Origin of the sequence: Hydrogenophaga sp., from assembly GCF_011390835.1 — a bacterium.
In the GTDB taxonomy this organism is placed as follows: domain Bacteria; phylum Pseudomonadota; class Gammaproteobacteria; order Burkholderiales; family Burkholderiaceae_C; genus Hydrogenophaga.
The window spans coordinates 1-19,481 of record NZ_JAABRQ010000039.1 but is presented as its reverse complement, the minus strand read 5'-3'; the positions used below and the strand labels follow the sequence as shown (position 1 = coordinate 19,481).

Annotated in this window: 17 protein-coding genes; 10 read left to right on the top strand and 7 right to left on the bottom strand. The window is 63.6% G+C overall.

Going from position 1 to position 19,481, the window contains the following annotated elements:
- The first annotated feature begins 347 nt into the window (after positions 1 to 347).
- The gene (locus GPT34_RS16645; protein ID WP_291014864.1) at positions 348 to 1,616 is read left to right on the top strand and encodes an RsmB/NOP family class I SAM-dependent RNA methyltransferase; all 1,269 of its coding nucleotides are present in this window, start codon (positions 348 to 350) and stop codon (positions 1,614 to 1,616) included.
- Positions 1,617 to 1,773: 157 nt separating this feature from the next.
- Positions 1,774 to 3,000: a fatty acid desaturase gene (locus GPT34_RS16640; RefSeq protein ID WP_291014861.1), complete on the top strand. Its 1,227-nt coding sequence runs from the start codon at positions 1,774 to 1,776 to the stop codon at positions 2,998 to 3,000.
- A gap of 213 nt (positions 3,001 to 3,213) precedes the next feature.
- Here GPT34_RS16640 and rpmG read toward each other — a convergent pair whose 3' ends face one another.
- The 3 genes from rpmG to trxB form a co-directional block, all read right to left on the bottom strand.
- Positions 3,214 to 3,384 (bottom strand): 50S ribosomal protein L33, encoded by a 171-nt coding sequence (gene rpmG, locus GPT34_RS16635; RefSeq protein ID WP_066088635.1) that lies wholly within the window; start codon positions 3,382 to 3,384, stop codon positions 3,214 to 3,216.
- 12 nt (positions 3,385 to 3,396) lie between these two features.
- Entirely contained in the window at positions 3,397 to 3,630 is a 234-nt protein-coding gene (rpmB, locus tag GPT34_RS16630) for a 50S ribosomal protein L28 (RefSeq protein WP_056269541.1), read from the bottom strand.
- Positions 3,631 to 3,832: 202 nt separating this feature from the next.
- On the bottom strand, positions 3,833 to 4,780 hold the full coding sequence (trxB, locus tag GPT34_RS16625) for a thioredoxin-disulfide reductase (RefSeq protein WP_291014846.1): 948 nt from the start codon (positions 4,778 to 4,780) through the stop codon (positions 3,833 to 3,835).
- 162 nt (positions 4,781 to 4,942) lie between these two features.
- Here trxB and GPT34_RS16620 point away from each other — a divergent pair, with 162 nt between their 5' ends.
- The 8 genes from GPT34_RS16620 (at position 4,943) to GPT34_RS16585 (ending at position 13,965) form a co-directional block, all read left to right on the top strand.
- Entirely contained in the window at positions 4,943 to 5,617 is a 675-nt protein-coding gene (locus GPT34_RS16620) for a Crp/Fnr family transcriptional regulator (protein WP_291014843.1), read from the top strand.
- 69 nt (positions 5,618 to 5,686) lie between these two features.
- Positions 5,687 to 8,041, top strand: coding sequence for a DNA translocase FtsK (locus GPT34_RS16615; protein ID WP_291014841.1), 2,355 nt, complete (start codon positions 5,687 to 5,689; stop codon positions 8,039 to 8,041).
- Positions 8,042 to 8,090: 49 nt separating this feature from the next.
- On the top strand, positions 8,091 to 8,726 hold the full coding sequence (lolA, locus tag GPT34_RS16610) for an outer membrane lipoprotein chaperone LolA (protein ID WP_291014839.1): 636 nt from the start codon (positions 8,091 to 8,093) through the stop codon (positions 8,724 to 8,726).
- Positions 8,727 to 8,750: 24 nt separating this feature from the next.
- Positions 8,751 to 10,049, top strand: a complete 1,299-nt coding sequence (locus GPT34_RS16605) for a replication-associated recombination protein A (protein WP_291014837.1) — start codon at positions 8,751 to 8,753, stop codon at positions 10,047 to 10,049.
- Positions 10,050 to 10,275: 226 nt separating this feature from the next.
- On the top strand, positions 10,276 to 11,205 hold the full coding sequence (locus GPT34_RS16600) for a branched-chain amino acid ABC transporter permease (protein ID WP_291014835.1): 930 nt from the start codon (positions 10,276 to 10,278) through the stop codon (positions 11,203 to 11,205).
- A 20-nt stretch (positions 11,206 to 11,225) separates the two neighbouring features.
- Positions 11,226 to 12,323 carry an ABC transporter ATP-binding protein gene (locus tag GPT34_RS16595; protein WP_291014866.1) on the top strand — a complete coding sequence of 366 codons (1,098 nt, stop codon included), beginning with the start codon at positions 11,226 to 11,228 and terminating at the stop codon, positions 12,321 to 12,323.
- 13 nt (positions 12,324 to 12,336) lie between these two features.
- On the top strand, positions 12,337 to 13,107 hold the full coding sequence (locus GPT34_RS16590) for an ABC transporter ATP-binding protein (protein WP_291014833.1): 771 nt from the start codon (positions 12,337 to 12,339) through the stop codon (positions 13,105 to 13,107).
- A 141-nt stretch (positions 13,108 to 13,248) separates the two neighbouring features.
- Complete coding sequence (locus GPT34_RS16585; protein WP_291014831.1) at positions 13,249 to 13,965, top strand: ABC transporter ATP-binding protein; 717 nt, start codon at positions 13,249 to 13,251, stop codon at positions 13,963 to 13,965.
- A gap of 141 nt (positions 13,966 to 14,106) precedes the next feature.
- Here GPT34_RS16585 and GPT34_RS16580 read toward each other — a convergent pair whose 3' ends face one another.
- Genes GPT34_RS16580 through GPT34_RS16565 form a run of 4 tightly spaced genes read right to left on the bottom strand, consistent with a single transcriptional unit; the run spans position 14,107 to position 19,325 of the window.
- Positions 14,107 to 15,942, bottom strand: a complete 1,836-nt coding sequence (locus GPT34_RS16580) for a nucleoside-diphosphate sugar epimerase/dehydratase (RefSeq protein ID WP_291014829.1) — start codon at positions 15,940 to 15,942, stop codon at positions 14,107 to 14,109.
- Positions 15,939 to 16,997, bottom strand: coding sequence for a pseudaminic acid synthase (pseI, locus tag GPT34_RS16575; protein ID WP_291014827.1), 1,059 nt, complete (start codon positions 16,995 to 16,997; stop codon positions 15,939 to 15,941). The genes GPT34_RS16580 and pseI overlap by 4 nt, the downstream gene beginning before the upstream one ends.
- Positions 16,984 to 18,540 carry a UDP-2,4-diacetamido-2,4,6-trideoxy-beta-L-altropyranose hydrolase gene (pseG, locus tag GPT34_RS16570; protein WP_291014825.1) on the bottom strand — a complete coding sequence of 519 codons (1,557 nt, stop codon included), beginning with the start codon at positions 18,538 to 18,540 and terminating at the stop codon, positions 16,984 to 16,986. The genes pseI and pseG overlap by 14 nt, the downstream gene beginning before the upstream one ends.
- A gap of 2 nt (positions 18,541 to 18,542) precedes the next feature.
- A complete protein-coding gene (locus GPT34_RS16565) occupies positions 18,543 to 19,325 on the bottom strand; it encodes an imidazole glycerol phosphate synthase cyclase subunit (protein ID WP_291014823.1) in 783 nt (260 codons plus the stop codon).
- Positions 19,326 to 19,481: the final 156 nt, after the last annotated feature.

The window sequence follows — 19,481 nt, the reverse complement described above, 5'->3', positions numbered from 1 at the left end:
GAAATGATGGCAAACGTGCGCCTGCGGCGCACTTGGTCGGCAATTTGGGACATAGCCCAGGATTATCAGCTCCGCCCTGCGCCGCTTCGTTTCTTCCCCCTAGAGGGGCGATGCCTGTGGCCCGGCAAAGCCGGTTCCACGGGATCTCTGAGATGAAAGCTCTGCGTGCAGGACGTATTGGTAACAGCGGCCACCGCGCAGTGAGAAAGCACATTTTTCTGAGGAGTGCGAGGATTGTTGGCCCGGGGTACCCTTGGAGCCGGCTTTGCCGGGCCACAGAGTGCGTCCCCCTTCCTGCAGGAACGGGGGGGGGCGCCGCGAAGCGGCGCAGGGGGGACAATCCGAATATGCACCCCAAAGCCCTATTAGAAGCCTGCGCCACGCTAATCGAGCGTGTTTTCAAATTTGACCACCCGGCCGACGCCGTGGTCGCGCGCTATTTTCGTGAAAACCGTTCGCTGGGGCCGCGCGAGCGCACCACGCTGTCCGACACCGTCTACACCGCGTTGCGCCAGCGCCTGCGGCTGGAATGGCTGGCGCGGTCGGGCAGTGGGCCTAAGTGGCGACGGCTGGCGATCCTGGCCTTTCCCGGGGATGTCGACTTTTTGAAAAGCGCCCTCACCGACACCGAGAAAACCTGGCTGGACCACTGCCTAGCGGCGACCGACGCCGACCTGCTGGCGCCGCACCGGCACAACTTGCCTGAATGGCTGGCCAGCGCGCTGCGCGAGCAACTAGGTGATGAATTTGACGCTTTCGTGGCCAGCCTGGACCAGCCTTCGGTGCTCGACTTGCGTGTCAACGCGCTGAAGAAGAAGCGCGAAGCGGTGCTGGCCGATCTGCGCGGTGCGGGTCTGATGTGTGATCCGACGCCGTTCTCGCCACTGGGCATCCGCGTAACGGGTAAGCCCTCGCTGGCCAAGCTGCCAGCGTTCCTTCAAGGTGATGTCGAGGTGCAGGACGAGGGCTCGCAGCTGCTGGCGCTGCTGGTCGACGCCAAGCGCGGCGAGATGGTGGTGGACTTCTGCGCCGGCGCTGGCGGCAAGACGCTCGCGCTGGGCGCTGCCATGCGCAACAGCGGCCGGCTTTATGCGATGGACACGTCTGGACATCGGCTCGACGCGCTCAAGCCGCGGCTGGCTCGCAGTGGCTTGTCCAATGTGCACCCGCTGGCGATTGCCCACGAGCGGGACGATCGCATCAAGCGCCTGGCCGGCAAGATCGACCGGGTACTGGTCGATGCCCCCTGTTCAGGCTTGGGCACGCTGCGCCGCCACCCGGACCTGAAATGGCGCCAGACACCGGAGACCGTGGCGGCGCAAACGGCGCTGCAGCGCACCATTCTGGACAGTTCGGCGCGCCTGCTCAAGCCGGGTGGCCGACTGGTCTATGCCACCTGCAGCCTGCTGCCCGAGGAAAATGAAGCGGTGGCTGAGGACTTTGGGGCTGGGCATCCCGAGTTCGAGGTGGTCGCCGCCTGCGACTTACTAGCGGATGCCCAGGTGCCGACCCCAGATCAACTTTGTGCTGGTGGAACACACCAATGGCTGCGTTTGTGGCCTCATCGGCATGCAACAGATGGCTTTTTTGCAGCCATCTGGCGGAAAAAGGCTTGAAAAAGCCGCGATTTCCCCGATATCTTTCATTGTGGGGGGCTACATCATCAGACTTGGTGATTTGCACCCCCGACAGTAAAATGAGAGTTTGTGTCCGTCCTGATGATGGACCGAGTGCACACCCACCTGCCCCCGAGGGCGGTCGAATAGGAAATTCATGATTGCATCTGACTCCGGCCTGCTGGCCGCTTTCTGGGATGGCTTGGTTCAGCTGCTGGCCCACGGCCTGACGGGCGCCACTTGGTGGCAAATGATCCTGGTGACGTTGGTGCTCACCCACATCACGATCGCCAGTGTCACTATTTTTCTGCACCGTCATCAGGCGCACCGCGCTTTGGATCTTCACCCGGTTGCGTCCCATTTCTTCCGCTTATGGCTGTGGTTGACCACCGGGCAGGTGACCAAGGAGTGGGCGGCGATCCACCGCAAGCACCATGCCAAGTGCGAGCAGGCCGAAGACCCGCACAGCCCCCACGTGCATGGCATCAAGACCGTGTTGCTGCAGGGTGCGGAGCTCTACCGCAAAGAATCGAAGAATAAAGAGACGATGGCCCGTTACGGCCACGGGACGCCCGACGACTGGATTGAACGCAATGTGTACACGCGCTACTCCTGGCAAGGCGTGGCCATCATGATGATCATCGACCTGGCCCTGTTCGGGGCTGCCGGCATGGCGGTCTGGGCGGTGCAGATGGCCTGGATCCCCGTCACGGCTGCCGGCATCATCAATGGTGCTGCCCACTACTGGGGATATCGCAATTTCGAGGCGCAAGACGCCAGCACCAACATCTCGCCCTGGGGCATTCTTATTGGCGGCGAAGAGCTTCACAATAACCACCACACCTACCCGACCTCGGCCAAGCTGTCAGTGAAGCCTTACGAGTTCGATATCGGCTGGATGTACATCACCATACTGCAGTCGGTGGGCTTGGCCACGGTCAAGAAGGTGCCGCCGAAGATGGCGTTTGGAGACGTCAAGCCGGTGGCTGACGAGAAGACCCTTGAAGCCCTCATTGCCAACCGTTACGAGGTCATGGCTGGTTATGCGCGGGAGATGCGCGCGGCCTGCCAGCGCGAGCTCGAAGGCCTGAAGGCCCGTAGCGCCGATGTCGGCCCGCTGAATGTCGCCCGCCGATGGCTGCACCGCGATGACGACAAAGTGCCAGCTGCCCTGAGGCCCCAGTTGGCGCTGGCGCGCGCCGAGCACCCGGTGCTCGACAAGATGGTCACCATGCGCGAAGAGCTACGAGCCTTGTGGTCTAGCACCACGGCCACCCGCGAGCAACTGGCTGGCGACTTGCAGGCTTGGTGCCGACGTGCCGAAGAAAGCGGCATCGCAGCGCTGCGCGATTTCTCCATCCAGCTGCGCTCGGCCCGCGTCTGAAAGGGTGCCCCCCCGTGCCTTCCCTCATCATGAGGCGGCGCTGGTGGACTGGCCTCGCCGATTCCGCAATATCCTGAGTCGTCGTCCTTTCTCCGACATGCTGTTCGAGGAAACGGGCGCCGCTCGCTGAAACGCCCTCAGTCATCGAGGAATCAGACAACAAAAAAGCCGCTGTTCTCTACAGCGGCTTTTTGTTGAGGCAATCTCGCTGAATTACTTCAGTTTGATTTCCTTGTAGTCCACGTGCTTGCGTGCCTTGGGATCAAATTTCTTGATCAGCATCTTGTCCGGCGTGGTCTTCTTGTTCTTGGTGGTGGTGTAGAAGTGACCGGTTCCAGCGGTGGACTCCAGTTTGATCTTCTCGCGTGTGCCTTTGGTTGCCATGATCGGTTCTCCTTAAGCCTGGCCGCGGGCGCGCAAGTCGGCCAGCACAGCGTCGATGCCATTCTTGTCGATCAGGCGCAGTGCAGCGCCCGAGACGCGAAGGCGCACCCAGCGGTTCTCGCTTTCGACCCAGAAACGGCGGTATTGCAGGTTCGGGAGGAACCGGCGCTTGGTTTTGTTGTTGGCGTGGGAAACGTTGTTTCCGACCATGGGCTTCTTGCCCGTAACGTCGCAGACGCGTGCCATGAGGACACTCCGATAGATGTTCACAGCTGGGCGTCAGGGCAGCAGGCCAAAAGCCCGTTGCGAGACACGCCAGCCTCACCTCGCCAAAAAGGGTGGCGGTAACCCGATCGCCGCGCGGCCCATGGCCTGAGTGCAGCAAAGCCGCCTATTATAGCCCGATCCAGCCAAAGTAGGCAGTAACGAGTGGGTGGCGCAGGTTCGTTCAGCTCTGGTTCTGCTCCAGGAAGCGCTGGGCATCCAGCGCGGCCATGCAGCCTGTACCGGCGCTGGTGATGGCCTGGCGGTACACATGGTCCTGCACATCACCAGCGGCGAACACGCCGGGCACGCTGGTCATGGTGGCCAGGCCTTGCAGGCCGGAGCGCGTGACGATGTAGCCGTCCTTCATGTCGACCTGGCCCTTGAAGATGTCGGTGTTCGGGCTGTGGCCGATGGCGATGAAGCAGCCCTTGACGGTTAGGTCTTCAGTGGCGCCGGTCTGCACGTTTTTCAGCCGCACGCCGGTCACGCCAGACGCATCGCCCAGCACCTCGTCCAGTGTGCTGTGCAGCTTGAGCTCGATCTTGCCCGCTGCCACTTTTTCCATCAGCTTGTCGACCATGATGGCCTCGGCCTTGAAGGTGTCGCGCCGGTGAATCAGGTAAACCTTGCTGGCGATGTTGGAGAGGTACAGCGCCTCTTCTACGGCGGTGTTGCCGCCGCCGACCACACTGCAGACCTCGTTTTTGTAGAAGAAGCCGTCGCAGGTGGCGCAGCCTGACACACCCTTGCCCATGAAGGCCTCTTCGGATGGCAGACCCAGGTACTTCGCCGATGCGCCGGTGCAGAGGATGAGCGCGTCGCAGCTGTACTGACCGCTGTCGCCAGTGAGTACGAAGGGGCGCTTGGACAGGTCGACAGCGTTGATGTGGTCGAACACGATCTCGGTGTTGAAGCGCTCGGCATGCGCCAGAAAGCGCTGCATCAGTTCGGGGCCTTGCACGCCATCCACATCAGCCGGCCAGTTGTCCACATCGGTGGTGGTCATCAGCTGGCCGCCCTGCGCGATACCGGTGATGAGCACCGGGTTGAGGTTAGCCCGTGCCGCGTACACGGCAGCTGTATAGCCGGCCGGGCCAGAGCCCAGAATAAGAACTTTAGAATGCTTCATGTTGTGGCGACCCGTCGAAACGCTTGGGTCCTGCGGGATTGAATGAGAAGATCAGTGATTGCTGAATGAGGTGAGCTGCATCCCTATGGGAATGCATGCAGCATAAGACGAAGATTGTATGAAAGTGTGCCGCCCCTGCGGACCAACCCGAGGAATACACGCATGTCTATCTTGTCCAACCTGGATCTGATTCGCCGGGTCCCCCTGTTTTCCACCCTGACCCAGGCACAAGCCGAATCGGTGGCCGACGCGGTGATCAAGCGCCGCTTCAAGCGCGGTGAATGCATCGTGGAGCAGGGCAAAAAGTCCAACATGCTGGCCATCGTACTCACCGGTCGGGCTCGTGTGGTGACCACCGACAGCCGTGGACGCGAGGTGATCCTGGCCACCATGAACCCGGGCGACTACGTGGGCGAGATGAGCCTGATCGATAACCAGCCTCACTCGGCCACGGTGCGCGCCGAGGTGCAGACCGATGTGCTGATCCTGGGCCGGGTGGAGTTCGCGCGCTGCCTGCCGGAAAACACCTCCATGGCCTACGCGGTGATGAAAGGCCTCGTGCAGCGCCTGCGCCACGCCGATCGCAAGATTGAATCGCTGGCGTTGATGGACGTCTACGGTCGAGTGGCGCGTGCCCTCCTGGAGGTGGCCCAGCCGGATCACGAAGGCCAGTTGATGATCAAGGAACGCGTGTCGCGACAGGACGTGGCCAAGATGATTGGCGCGTCGCGCGAGATGGTCAGCCGGGTCATGAAGGACCTGGAAGATCGGGGTTTCATCGAGGTGGCCGAAAACGGCAGCACCATCATCAAGGAACGGCTCAACAGCCTGGGCTGACAGCCGAGCGGCGCCCCTGGCGCAAGGGGTAGCTTGGGTTAAAGTTGGCGTCGATTCTTCACGACGCCCATGACCTATTCGCTCAACACACTCAATGCCGACCGCGCCAATGATGTGCCTTCTGGCATGGGGCGATTCGCCCAGGAGATCGTGCTGGTGCTTGGTGCTGCGGCGCTGGCGTTCTGGCTCCTGGCCATGCTCAGCCACTCACTGGGCGATCCCGCCTGGAGCACCACAGGCACTCAGCCGGTGGTGGGCAATTGGGCGGGTCGCCTTGGTGCGCTGATCGCCGACGGCAGCTACTTTCTGCTGGGCTTCTCGGTCTGGTGGTGTTTTCTGGCCGGTGTTCGCGCCTGGCTGTCGGGGCTGGCGCGCTGGATTCGGGGTCAGCAGGGGTTGCCGCTGAACGACGAGCCCCGCGGCGAGGGGTCCAGCCCCTGGTGGCGCCTGTGGCGGCATCCGGCGAGTTTCTGGGTGGGTCTGGTGTTGTTGCTGGTCGCCAGCACGGTGCTGGAATGGAGCCGCTTGTACCGGCTCGAGGGTTTGTTGCCCGGCCATGCGGGCGGCGTCTTGGGTCACGCGATGGGTCCGCTGACCATGCGTTGGCTCGGATTTACCGGTTCGGCGCTGGCCATGTTGGCCCTGGTGCTGGTGTGTCTGCCGCGGGTGTTCCGTTTCTCCTGGGGTCACCTGGCCGAGCGGATGGGCCACACGCTGGATGGCTGGTTCGAAGCGCGGCGCGAGAAGCGCGAAGCGGTGGAAGACCAGCGCATTGGCGTGCAGGCGGCGCGCGAGCGTGAGGAGGTGGTGGCAGTCGAACGCGAAGAGATCGAGGACCACCACCCGACCCCGGTGGTGATCGAGCCTGCCGTGGTCGACGTGCCCCCGAGCGCGCGGGTGGCCAAGGAACGGCAGAAACCTCTGTTCATCGAAATGCCCGATAGCAAGCTGCCGCAGGTGGATTTGCTGGATGGCGCGCCGCAACATCAGGCGGGCGTGGACAGCCAGACCCTGGAGATGACCAGCCGCCTGATCGAGAAAAAGCTCAAGGACTTTGGTGTGGAAGTGCGGGTGGTGGCGGCAGCGCCCGGCCCGGTGATCACGCGCTACGAGATCGAGCCGGCCACCGGCGTCAAGGGCTCGCAAATCGTCAACCTCAGCCGCGACCTGGCGCGTTCGCTGTCGCTGGTGTCGATCCGGGTCATTGAGACCATTCCAGGCAAGAATCTGATGGCGCTGGAGTTGCCCAATGCCAAGCGCCAGATGATCAAGCTGAGCGAGATCCTCGGCTCGTCGGTCTACAACGACGCGCGCTCGCTGCTCACCATGGGCCTGGGCAAGGACATCGGCGGCCTGCCCGTGGTGGCTGACCTGGCCAAGATGCCGCACTGCCTGGTGGCGGGCACCACCGGCTCGGGCAAGTCGGTTGGTATCAACGCGATGATCCTTAGCCTGCTGTACAAGGCCGACGCGAAGGACGTGCGCCTGCTGCTGATCGACCCCAAGATGCTGGAGATGAGCGTCTACGAAGGCATTCCGCACCTGCTGGCGCCTGTGGTCACCGACATGAAGCACGCCGCCAACGGCCTGAACTGGTGCGTGGGCGAGATGGAGAAGCGCTACAAGCTGATGAGCAAGCTGGGTGTGCGCAACCTGGCCGGGTACAACACCAAGCTCGACGAAGCCAAGGCTCGCGGCGAGATCATCGGCAACCCGTTCAGCCTCACACCCGAGCAGCCAGAGCCGCTCGAGCGCCTGCCTTACATCGTGGTGGTGATCGACGAGTTGGCCGATCTGATGATGGTGGTGGGCAAGAAGATCGAAGAGCTGATCGCGCGGCTGGCGCAGAAGGCGCGCGCGGCCGGCATTCATTTGATACTGGCTACGCAGCGCCCCAGCGTGGATGTGATCACCGGTCTGATCAAGGCCAACATCCCGACCCGCCTGAGCTTCCAGGTCAGCAGCAAGATCGACAGCCGCACTATCCTGGACCAGATGGGTGCCGAGAGCCTGTTGGGCATGGGCGACATGCTCTACATGCCATCGGGCACGGGCTTTCCCATTCGCGTTCACGGTGCGTTCGTGAGTGACGAAGAAGTGCACCGCGTGGTGGCCTACTTGAAGGCGCAGGGCGGTGAGCCGAATTACATCGACGGCGTGCTGGAGAGCACGGTCGGCGATGGCGAAGGCGGTGATTTCTCCGGAGAAGGCGGTGACAGCAGCGAAAAGGATGCGCTCTACGACCAGGCGGTCGAGATCGTGCTCAAGGACCGCAAGGCCAGCATTTCTTATGTGCAGCGCAAGCTGAAGATCGGCTACAACCGCGCCGCGCGCTTGCTGGAAGACATGGAAAACGCCGGCCTGGTGAGTGCACTCACCTCCAGCGGACAACGCGACATCCTCGTGCCGTCGCGAGGCGACTGACGCGCCCTTCCAGCTTGAACCTTGTGCCCGTTTCAGGGTCTGACCCCGCATGATCAAAGTTTTCCTGTCACTCGTGCTGGCCCTGACCAGTCTCGCTGCCCAGGCCGATGGCCTGAAGACGCTGGAGACCTTTTTGCGCGAAGTGACCGGCGGGCAGGCCCGCTTCACGCAGGTGGTCACCTCGCCGGTGCGCGCTGGCGAGACGCTGGCACGCACCAAAACGTCCACCGGCACGTTTGAATTCCTGCGACCGAACCGCTTCCGTTTCGACTACAACAAACCGTTTCCGCAGGCCATCGTGGCCGACGGTCAGACGCTGTGGCTGTACGACGTGGACTTGAACCAGGTGACGGCGCGCCAGCAGCAGGACGTGCTGGGCAGCACGCCGGCCGCGCTGATCGCAGCCGGGACCGATTTGAAAGCCCTGGGCGAATCGTTTGATCTGAAGTCAGCCCCTTCCGTTGAAGGGCTGGACTGGATCGACGCCAAACCGCGCCAGCAGGACGGCCAGATTCAACGCGTGCGCGTGGGATTCCGCCAGGGCCAGTTGTCGGTGCTGGAGATCGCCGACAGCCTGGGTCAGCGCTCCGTGCTCACCTTCACCGACTGGCGACCGGCTGCCTCGGTGGCCGGGGACCGCTTCCGGTTCACGCCACCTGCTGGCGCGGACGTGATTCGCCCCTGATGGGGTGATGCCACCCCGCCGCCTGTGACCCGCACCCAGGACCCCACCCACACGCCCCTGGCCGAGCGGCTGCGGCCGCGCACGCTTGCCGAGGTCATTGGCCAGTCCCAGCTGCTGGGCGAAGGCATGGCATTGCGGCTGGCGTTTGAATCGGGCCAGCCGCACAGCTGCATCCTCTGGGGCCCGCCCGGTGTGGGCAAAACCACCATCGCGCGCCTCATGGCCAGCGCGTTTGATGCCCAGTTCATCACCATCAGCGCGGTGCTCGGCGGCGTCAAAGACATCCGCGAGGCGGTGGAACAGGCGCAGGTCGCGCGAGACGGGCTGGAGGCCAGGCGCACCATTGTGTTTGTGGACGAGGTGCACCGGTTCAACAAGAGCCAGCAAGACGCCTTTTTGCCGCATGTGGAAAGCGGTCTGTTCACTTTCATCGGCGCCACCACCGAAAACCCTTCGTTCGAAGTCAACTCTGCGCTGCTTTCGCGCGCCGCGGTCTACGTGTTGCAGTCTCTGGGCGAAGACGATTTGCGCCAGCTGCTGTTGCGCGCTCAGGGCGTGGGCGCGGTGCCGGCCATGGAGCAGGGTGCTGCGGATCGGCTGATCGCCTACGCAGACGGTGACGCGCGCCGCCTGCTCAATACGCTGGAAACGCTGGCGGTCGCCGCTGGGCGGGAACAGGTGCTGGACATCACCGACGCCTGGCTGCTGCGCGTGCTGGGTGAACGCATGCGTCGTTACGACAAAGGCGGCGAGCAGTTTTACGACACCATCAGCGCGCTGCACAAAAGCGTGCGCGGCTCCGACCCGGATGCCGCCCTCTATTGGCTGGTGCGCATGCTCGACGGCGGTGCCGAGCCGCGTTATCTGGCGCGTCGACTTATCCGTATGGCCAGCGAAGACATCGGCTTGGCGGACCCTCGTGCCCTGCGCCTGGCGCTGGATGCGGCCGAGGTGTACGAACGCTTGGGCACACCCGAAGGCGAGCTGGCCTTGGCGGAGTGCGTGATTTACCTGGCCATGGCGCCGAAGTCCAACGCGGTCTACAAGGCCTACAAGGCCGCGCGGGCCTGGGTGAACAAAGACGGCACGCGCCCGGTGCCGCTGCACCTGCGCAATGCGCCTACCCAGCTCATGAAGCAGCTCGACTATGGCAAAGACTATCGGTATGCCCACGACGAGGCCGACGGTTTTGCGGCGGGCGAGCGCTACTTGCCCGAGGGCATGGCCGATCCGGGTTTTTATCAGCCGGTTGAACGGGGACTGGAGATCCGCATTGCCGATAAGCTGCGCAGCCTTCGGCGGCTGAATCATCAAACTGACTAATGCAACAACAATCCCGCTGATGACAGGGTGTTGAGCGCCGAGAATACAGGGTAAACCCGAGGCGCCTAAGGGCTTACACGCATGAGATGGCGAATACGCGTCGATACAATTCGGCCACCAACCCGCAGTCTGTCCTGTACATAGGTCGAGCCTGGCGGGTTTTTTGCTAAGTTGAAGGCGGCCCGACTGACGCCGCGGGCGCACAACAACAATCCGGAGAGTTCTTATGGACGTTTTGCTGCAGCAGATCATCAATGGTCTGGTTCTGGGCAGTATGTACGCGCTGGTGGCACTGGGCTACACCATGGTGTACGGCATCATCGGGCTGATCAACTTTGCCCACGGCGACGTGCTCATGGTGGGTGCGCTCACCAGCTGGACGCTGATCGGCTGGATGCTGGAATCCTGGGGTGGCATGCCGCATTGGTTTCTTCTGCTGATCGCCACGCTGATCGCGATGGTGGTCTGCGCGATGCTCAACTTCGTGATCGAGAAGCTGGCATACAGGCCGTTGCGCAATTCACCCCGACTGGCGCCGCTCATCACGGCCATCGGCATGTCGCTGCTGCTGCAAACCATTGCCATGATCATCTGGGAGCCGAATCCCAAGCCCTACCCCGGCATGCTGCCGCGCGACCCGATTCCTATTGGCGGTGCGGTGATCACGGTGACGCAGATCACCATCCTGGCCACCACCGCCATCACGCTGGCGCTGCTCATGTACCTGGTGAACCGCACCAACCTGGGGCGCGCCATGCGGGCCACGGCCGAAAACCCGCGGGTGGCCGCGCTCATGGGCATCAAACCCGACGTGGTGATTTCCGCCACCTTCATCATCGGTGCCATGCTGGCGGCCATCGCCGGCGTGATGTGGGCATCCAACTACGGTACGGTGCAGCACGCCATGGGCTTCATGCCCGGCCTCAAGGCCTTCGTGGCCGCGGTCATGGGCGGCATCGGCAACCTGGCTGGTGCGGTGGTGGGCGGCATTGCGCTTGGCCTGATCGAGTCACTGGGCGCCGGTTACCTGGGCAAGCTCACCGGCGGTTTCCTGGGCAGCCAGTACACCGACATTTTTGCGTTCATCGTGCTGGCACTGGTGCTCACGCTGCGGCCCTCGGGTCTGCTGGGTGAGCGGGTGGCGGACCGCGCCTGACGATCGAGGAAAACACCATGATGAACACCAAAGCCGGTAAATTCTTCGTCTACGTGGTGCTGGCGATCGCCGTGCTCGCGTTGCCGCTGGTGCTGCAGTCCACTGGCAGCAACTCCTGGGTGCGCATCGTGGATGTGGCCCTGTTGTATGTGCTCCTGGCCCTGGGCCTGAACATCGTGGTCGGCTATGCCGGCCTGCTCGATCTGGGTTTCATCGCGTTCTTCGCGGTCGGTGCCTACCTGTACGGCCTGCTCGCTTCACCCCATCTCACCGACACCTTTGCCTTCATGGCGGCCCATTTTCCCAATGGCCTGCACATGAACTTCTGGCTGGTGATGGTCATCGCGGGCATCGTGGCAGGGGTGACCGGGCTGATATTGGGTGCGCCCGTGCTCAAGCTGCGCGGCGATTACCTGGCCATCGTCACGCTGGGCTTCGGCGAGATCGTGCGCATCTTCATGCTCAACCTGGACCGCCCGATCAATATCACCAACGGCCCCAAGGGATTGAGCAACATTGATGCGGTGAGCGTGTTTGGACACAGCATGAGCAATCGGCTGACCGTCGGCTTGGGTGACTGGAGTTACACCTTCGAGTCGGTCACGCTGTATTACTACCTGTTCCTGTTTTTTGTTCTGGTGGCGATCGTGATCGCGCACCGGTTGCAGGACTCGCGCATCGGTCGCGCCTGGATGGCGATCCGGGAAGACGAAATCGCCGCCAAGGCCATGGGTCTCAACACCCGCAACCTAAAGCTCGCGGCATTTGGCATGAGCGCCACGTTTGGTGGCGTGTCCGGTGTGCTGTTCGCATCGTTCATGCGCGGCGTCTATCCAGAGTCGTTCATCCTGATGGAGTCGGTGATGGTGGTGGCCATGGTGGTGCTGGGCGGGCTGGGGCACATTCCCGGCGTGATCCTGGGAGCGCTGCTGCTGGCCGGTCTGCCCGAGCTGCTGCGCCACGTGGCGGGTCCGCTGGAAGCGTTGTCCGGTGGGCGCCTGCCGTCGCCGGAAATCCTGCGCCAGCTGCTGATTGCACTGGCCATGGTGGTGGTGATGTTGATCCGTCCCAAAGGCTTGTGGCCTTCGCCGGAACACGGCAAGTCTCTGGCGAAATAAGGGAGGCAACCGCATGTCAGACACGATTCTCAAGGTCGCCAACGTCTCCAAGCGCTTTGGAGGCCTGCAAGCCCTCAGCGATGTGGGCATCGAGATCCAGCGTGGCCAGGTGTATGGCCTGATCGGCCCCAATGGCGCGGGTAAGACCACGTTCTTCAACGTGCTCACCGGCCTGTACACACCCGACAGCGGCTCGTTCGAGCTGGCCGGCAAACCCTACACCCCCAAGGCGGTGCACGAGGTGGCGCGCGCCGGCATCGCGCGCACGTTCCAGAACATCCGTCTGTTTTCCGAGATGACCGCTCTGGAGAACGTGATGGTGGGCCGGCACGTGCGCACGCAGTCGGGCCTGATCGGCGCGGTGCTGCGCACCAGCGGTTTCAAACGCGAGGAAGCGGCCATCGCCAAGCGCGCACAGGAGCTGCTGGACTACGTGGGCATTGGTAAGCTGGCCGATTACAAGTCGCGCACCCTGAGCTACGGTGACCAGCGCCGACTGGAGATTGCGCGCGCCCTGGCCACCGATCCGCAGCTCATCGCCCTGGACGAACCAGCGGCGGGCATGAACGCAACCGAAAAGCTGCAACTGCGCGAGCTGATCGACCAGATCCGCAAAGACAATCGGACGATTCTGCTGATCGAACACGATGTGAAGCTGGTCATGGGCCTGTGTGACCGCGTGACGGTGCTGGACTACGGCAAGCAGCTGGCTTCGGGCACTCCCGCCGAGGTGCAGCGCAACCCCAAGGTGATCGAGGCTTATTTGGGTACCGGTGGTGGCTGAGAGCTCCCACCGCGCCACGCTTCGCGCGTCACCCCTAAGGGGGCGATGCAGGCGGACCGGCGGGGCCGGATCCGCGGCATCCTTGGTTCAGGACACTTGCTCCGGTTAGTCCGCCGAGCTCACAGTAGATGGAAATTTAAGATGGCAAACACGCTGCTCAAAATCACGGGCCTGAAGGTCTCTTACGGCGGTATCAAGGCGGTCAAAGGCGTTGACCTGGAGGTGCGTGAGGGTGAACTGATCTCGCTGATCGGCTCCAACGGCGCGGGCAAGACCACGACCATGAAAGCGGTGACGGGGTCGCTGGCTTTTGAGGGGGGCGACATCGAGTACCTGGGCCAGAGCATCAAGGGCCGTGGGGCCTGGGACATGGTCAAACAAGGCCTGGCCATGGTGCCAGAGGGACGCGGTGTGTTCACCCGCATGACAATCATCGAAAACTTGCAGATGGGTGCTTACATTCGCACCGACAAGGCCGAGATTGCCAGTGACATCGAACGCATGTTCGGCATTTTCCCTCGTCTGAAAGAGCGCAAGGACCAGCTCGCGGGCACCATGAGCGGTGGCGAGCAGCAGATGCTGGCAATGGCGCGCGCGCTCATGAGCCGACCGAAAGTGCTGCTGCTCGACGAGCCCTCCATGGGCCTGTCGCCCATCATGGTGGACAAGATTTTTGAGGTGGTGCGCGATGTGTCCAAACAGGGCGTGACCGTGCTGCTGGTGGAGCAGAATGCCCAGCGCGCGCTGCAGATCGCCGACCGGGGCTACGTGATGGACTCGGGCGAGATCACCATGACCGGTGCCGGCAAGGACTTGCTGGTGGATCCGAAGGTGCGCGAAGCTTATCTAGGTCACTAAGCCCTGCCGCGCAGGGTAAAAACCCACCCTGGTCGCTGCGCTACGCCCCTCAAGGGGAACGCTGGTGGACCGGCGGAGCCGGATCCAGGGCGTTCTGGTTTGATGGCCAAGCTCCAGAAAAATCAACCCGATCCGATTCGTTTATCCGACCGGTTGGTATTCCCGCACCATCAATTGCAACCAGGCGCGCAGCTCGGCCGCGCTGGGTGCAGGGCCTGCGCTGGCGATCCACTGCAACACCGCCTCGGTATCGACCCGTGTGTCGGCGCCGGTGGCCACGCGCAGCTTGGGGTGGGGCGTGGGCTCGGTGGTTTCGTCGTTGGCCAGCAGCTCTTCAAACAGCTTTTCGCCGGGGCGCAGCCCGGTGAAGCTGATGGGCACGTCCTGCTCGGTCTGACCAGCCAACCGAATCAACAGGCGCGCAAGGTCGACGATCTTCACTGGCTCACCCATGTCGAGCACAAAGATCTGCCGTGTCTGGCCCATGAGCCCGGCTTGCAGTACCAGCTGAGCGGCTTCAGGAATCGTCATGAAGTAGCGCACGATGTCCGGGTGGGTCACCGTGACCGGACCGCCACGCGCAATCTGGCTGGTGAACAGCGGCACCACCGAGCCGCTGGAGCCCAGCACATTGCCGAAACGCACCGCCACATACCGCGTCTGCGCAAACTCCACCGCCACCGATTGCAGCACCTGCTCGGCCAGCCGCTTGCTCGCCCCCATCACATTGGTCGGGTTCACCGCCTTGTCGGTGGAGATCAGCACAAAGCGTCGTGCGCCCACGCGACCGGCCACGCGCGAGGCGTTCAGCGTACCCAGCACATTGGTGCGCAGCGCCTCGATTTCGTTGAGCGACTCCATCAGCGGCACGTGCTTGTAGGCTGCGGCATGGAACACGGTGGTGGGCCAGTACTGCTCGGCGATGGCGAGCAGGCGATCAAACTCGCGCACGTTGCCGGTGTAGTACAGACCTTCCATTTGCGGGTGCGAGGCGGCCAGTTCGCGTTCGAGCTGATAGATCGCGTACTCCGACACGTCCACACACACCAGCCGCCTCACGCCAAAGCGCGCGATCTGGCGGCACAGCTCCGAGCCGATAGAGCCACCTGCGCCGGTCACCATCACAGTCTGGCCAGCGAGCAGCTCGGACAGGCCTTGTTCGTCCAGCGCCACCGGCGCCCGTCCCAGCAAGTCTTCCAGTTCGACGCGCCGCGGCTGGCTGTGGTCGTTGCGCAGCCATTCGTCGGGTCGCGGCATGGTAAGCAAGGGTAGACCCACCTCGCTCGCGCCCATCAGGGCGGCGCGCCGGGCATCGGATCCCGGCGGTGAAACGACCAAGGCGGCCGCAGCCTCCAGCCGTTCGGCCAGGCGCGGCAGGTCCGCCAGAACGCCGACCACGCTTAGGCCTTGCAGCGAGCGCCCCTTTTCTGCGGCCTCGGGGCTCACGATACCCACGGGCGTCCACTGACGCAAACCCCGCAAGGCGGGCAGTGCAGCGGCTGCGTCCTGCACCGAGCCCACGATCAACAGTGGTTTGCCCGACAGAAACCGGGGCTCGGCGCCGGACAAGGCGATACGCGCGAGTGCGCGCGCTGCGCCTAGCGCCACCAGTGCCAGCACGGGATGCAGGAGCAGCACCGAGCGGGGGAAAAACTCGACCCGCAACATCAGGATCGCCGCCGCGGTGAGCAGACCACCGAGCGCCACCGCGTAGCTCAGGCGGGTGAGCTCGGCCACGCTGGTGTAGCGCCAGATGTGGCGGTACACACCGAAACCCAGCAAGCTCGCAGCAAAGCCCAGCAGCGGCCAGACCAGGGTCTGCACCATCATGGTTTGGAATTCGTCAGGCGTGTCCAGATTGAAGCGCAGCCAAAACGCAAACCACCAAGCCGCAGCGACGAGTGCCAGATCGATCGGCAGCTGCAGCCAGCGACTTTCCAGCCCCGTGAGCCTGCCGCGTTGAGGCTCGGCACTCATTGAGGCACTTCGGTGGCTAGTAGCGACCAGGCCATCGGCGTGCCCGCTACCGCGTCGCGGCCGATGCGTTGACCCAGCAGGCTGTCCAGATGCTTGGGTGGCAAGCCAAAGCCGGGCCGCACGCAGCGCAGATTCTCGAGTGTGAGCACATCGCCCGCCTTCATGTCCTGTGCAATGTAGAGCGAGCGGCGAAACGCTAGCGATTTCATTTCGGCTGCGGTCGGACCGTAGGCAATATTTCCGACCGCTTGCCAAGCGCGCTCGGTTTCTTCGCGCAGCTGTCTCAGTTCCAGCGGCTCCGTGGAAAAGCTCGAATCGACACCGCCGTCTGCACGGCGCAGCGTGAAGTGCTTTTCAATCACGGTGGCACCTAGGGCGGTGGCGGCCACCGACACGCCGCAGCCCATGGTGTGATCCGACAGGCCCACCTCGCAACCAAACAAAGCGCGAAGGTGAGGAATCGTGCTGATGTTGGTGTTGTCCGCCGTAGCAGGGTAGGTGCTGGTGCACTTGAGCAACACCAGATCCTGACAGCCGGCTTCGCGTGCGGCACGCACCGCTTCGTCGATTTCGCCGGCGGTCGCCATGCCAGTGGACATGATGATGGGCTTTCCCGTGGCCGCTACGCGACGGATCAACGGCAAGTCAGTGTTCTCGAACGATGCAATCTTGTAGGCCGGCACATTAAGCGATTCGAGAAACTCGACCGACGTGGCATCAAACGCAGAACTGAAGCAGGCCAGGCCGTGCGAGGCCGCGCGCGCCATGATGGGTGCGTGCCAGTCCCAGGGCGTGTGAGCCTCTTCATAGAGCTCATAGAGTTGACGCCCTGCCCAATAGCTCTTGGGGTCCTCGATCACAAATCCGGGCATGCGCACATTGAGCGTCATGGTGGCGGCGGTGTAAGTCTGCAGCTTGATGGCGTCAGCGCCATGCGCCGCGGCCGCGTCCACGATTTCCAGCGCGCGCTCCAGTGACTGGTTGTGATTACCCGACATCTCGGCGATCAGGTAGGGGCGCTCGCTGGGGCCGATGGTGCGGTCAAGAATCTTCATGGCTGGGCTCAACAGATTTGGCGTACTGCAGCGGACCCCCATGGTAGCCGCAGGTTTCGAACAGCCGCTGCGACGCGGTGTTGCCCGGCAATACCGTGGCGCGGACGGTGAAGTGGCGACCCAGGCGCTTGGCCAGTGCCTGTTCGCCGGCGAGCAGCAGGTGTGGACCAAGGCCCAGGCCCAGCAAATCGGGGTCGAGGTAGAGCGAGACTTTCTGCTGGTCGTTGGCCATGCGGTCAAAGCGAACGCTGCCCACCGGGTACTCACCGAGATGACCCACCATCAACCATCGGTCGGGGGAGGTCAGCGCTCGGCTGAGCCAGTCCAGGTGGTCGCTCAGGGCGATCTCATCGCCCTGTATCGACATCGCCCGCACCTTCGAGTTGTTGCGCCACTGGAGAAGCTGCTCGGCATCGTTGTGGATTGCCGGCCGCACTTGCAGCGTGGCCGCCAGCAGGTGCAGCGCCACGCGCTGCGCACCCCGGCCATCGACCAGGGCACCTGCGCGCTTGGCCAGGCGCGCGCGCGCCGGTGCATCATCAAGCAGATCGACCAGCACTGTGGTCAGGGGTGGATCGTCTGACATTGCGCTGCCAGGCAAAGACGCAGCGCGCACGGCGCCCAGCTGGGCCAGAGCCGGAACCACCGCCGTCTGGTTATTGGTCAGGGCCAGCGCGATAGTGGGCGCTCCGATGCAGCAGCGCTCCCAGGTGGCGCCACCCCCAGCGCCGATCTGCAGGTCGTGGCGTGCAAAGAAGCTGGCGAGATCAGGCAGGTCGATGGTGAGATGCGCCGGTGGCGAGGCTGCGCAGGCGGCCCGTAAGTCGGCCAGCTTCGGGTTGGCCGATGTGGTGGCGATCTCGATCTCACCGGTAAATCCGGCGTCACGACATGCGGCCAGCACGCGCATGCTGATTCCACCCGGATCGGTGCCGCCCATGAAGATGCCGATGCTGCGCACGTCGGCTTGCGGCTGGTAGCGTCGCGCGTCGCGGTAGGCGCTGCTCAGCAAGGCGAACCGCGGTCCGCACAGCCAGCGTGGTAGCTTCAGCAGCCGGCCAGCGTACTTCGCGCGGTGGTTAGCGTGCCAGTTGTGGTCCAGCAGCGCATCGGCAGCCAGCGATCGGTCGGCCGTGTCGTCGATGACCAGCAGCCGAACACCCAGGGCATGGGTCACAGCCTGGTGCCAGCGCGCGTCGAACGCGTAGTGGTCCAGCACCAGCCAGTCGGGCGGCTGGGCGCGGAGGGCTTTGATGGTCTCGATCGCATCCTGTTGCCAGGGAACCTGGGCCCAGTAGGCGTGTGGCGGGTCTTCGGCGCTGGATGGCCACGATGCTGCTTGGCCTGCGGGGGTACTTAGCCATTTCACCGCCCATGCCGTGCGGGCCAGCAGCTGAGCTGCCACCGGGTCGATGGCCCGTACCACCAGACCCACCTCGGCGCCCGCCGCTTCCAGCGCATCAGCCAGGGCGAGGCAGCGCTTGAGATGGCCGGTGCCCATTCGGGCCGACGCATCGACCCGGATGCTCACGCGGGCCGCCATGCTCAGGCGCTCCTGTCGGGCTGGAAAGCCTGACGCACGGGCACGCCGGCTGCGGCCAGCGCCGCTTTGGCGCCCGCGGGGGTCTGCTCTGTGAAGTGGAACATGCTGGCGGCGGCCACGGCCGACGCGCCGGCCTTCGTGACAGCGTCCACCAGGTGCTGGTAGCTTCCAGCGCCGCCGGACGCGATCACCGGGATGCTGACCGCGCTCACCACGGCCTCGATCAGCGCAAGGTCGTAGCCCTGCATCGTGCCGTCACGCTCGATCGAGGTGATGAGAATTTCCCCGGCGCCGCGGTCTTCGAGTTCGCGCGCCCAGGCCACCGCCTTGCGGCCGGTCGCTTGCTGTCCGGCGTGGCTGAAGCAGGTCCAGCCACCATCGTCCTGTGCGCGCACGTCGATACTGGCCACGACGCACTGAACGCCGTGACGCTGCGCGATCTGTGTCACCAGCCCAGGGTTTGCGTAGTTGACGGTGTTGAGGCTCACCTTGTCGGCGCTGGCGCGCAGCAGGCGCTGCACCTGTTCCATGCGGGTGATGCCACCGCCCACGGTGAGGGGCACAAAACAGTCCTGGCCAAACTCGTCGATGGATTCGTAATCTGGGTCGTCGTCCGAGCGGTGAGCGACGATGTCAACCAGCACCAGTTCGTCCACTTCGCGCTGGTTGTAGACCTTGATCGCGGGCAGCACCGGCCCGACGCGGCGCCAGCTGTCAAACCCAACGCCTTTGACCAGGCCAAACTGTTTCCACAGCAAGGTGGGGATCACGCGCACCTTCAACATGCAGGTCCCGCGATGAAGTTGCGCAGCAGCTGAAAACCGGCGCGTGAGCTTTTTTCGGGGTGAAACTGGGTGCCCCAGACGTGGCCGCGCCGCACCGCAGCCGTCACCGGGACGCCATAGTCTGTCGTGGGGAGCACGTCGTCTTTGTGCTCGAGC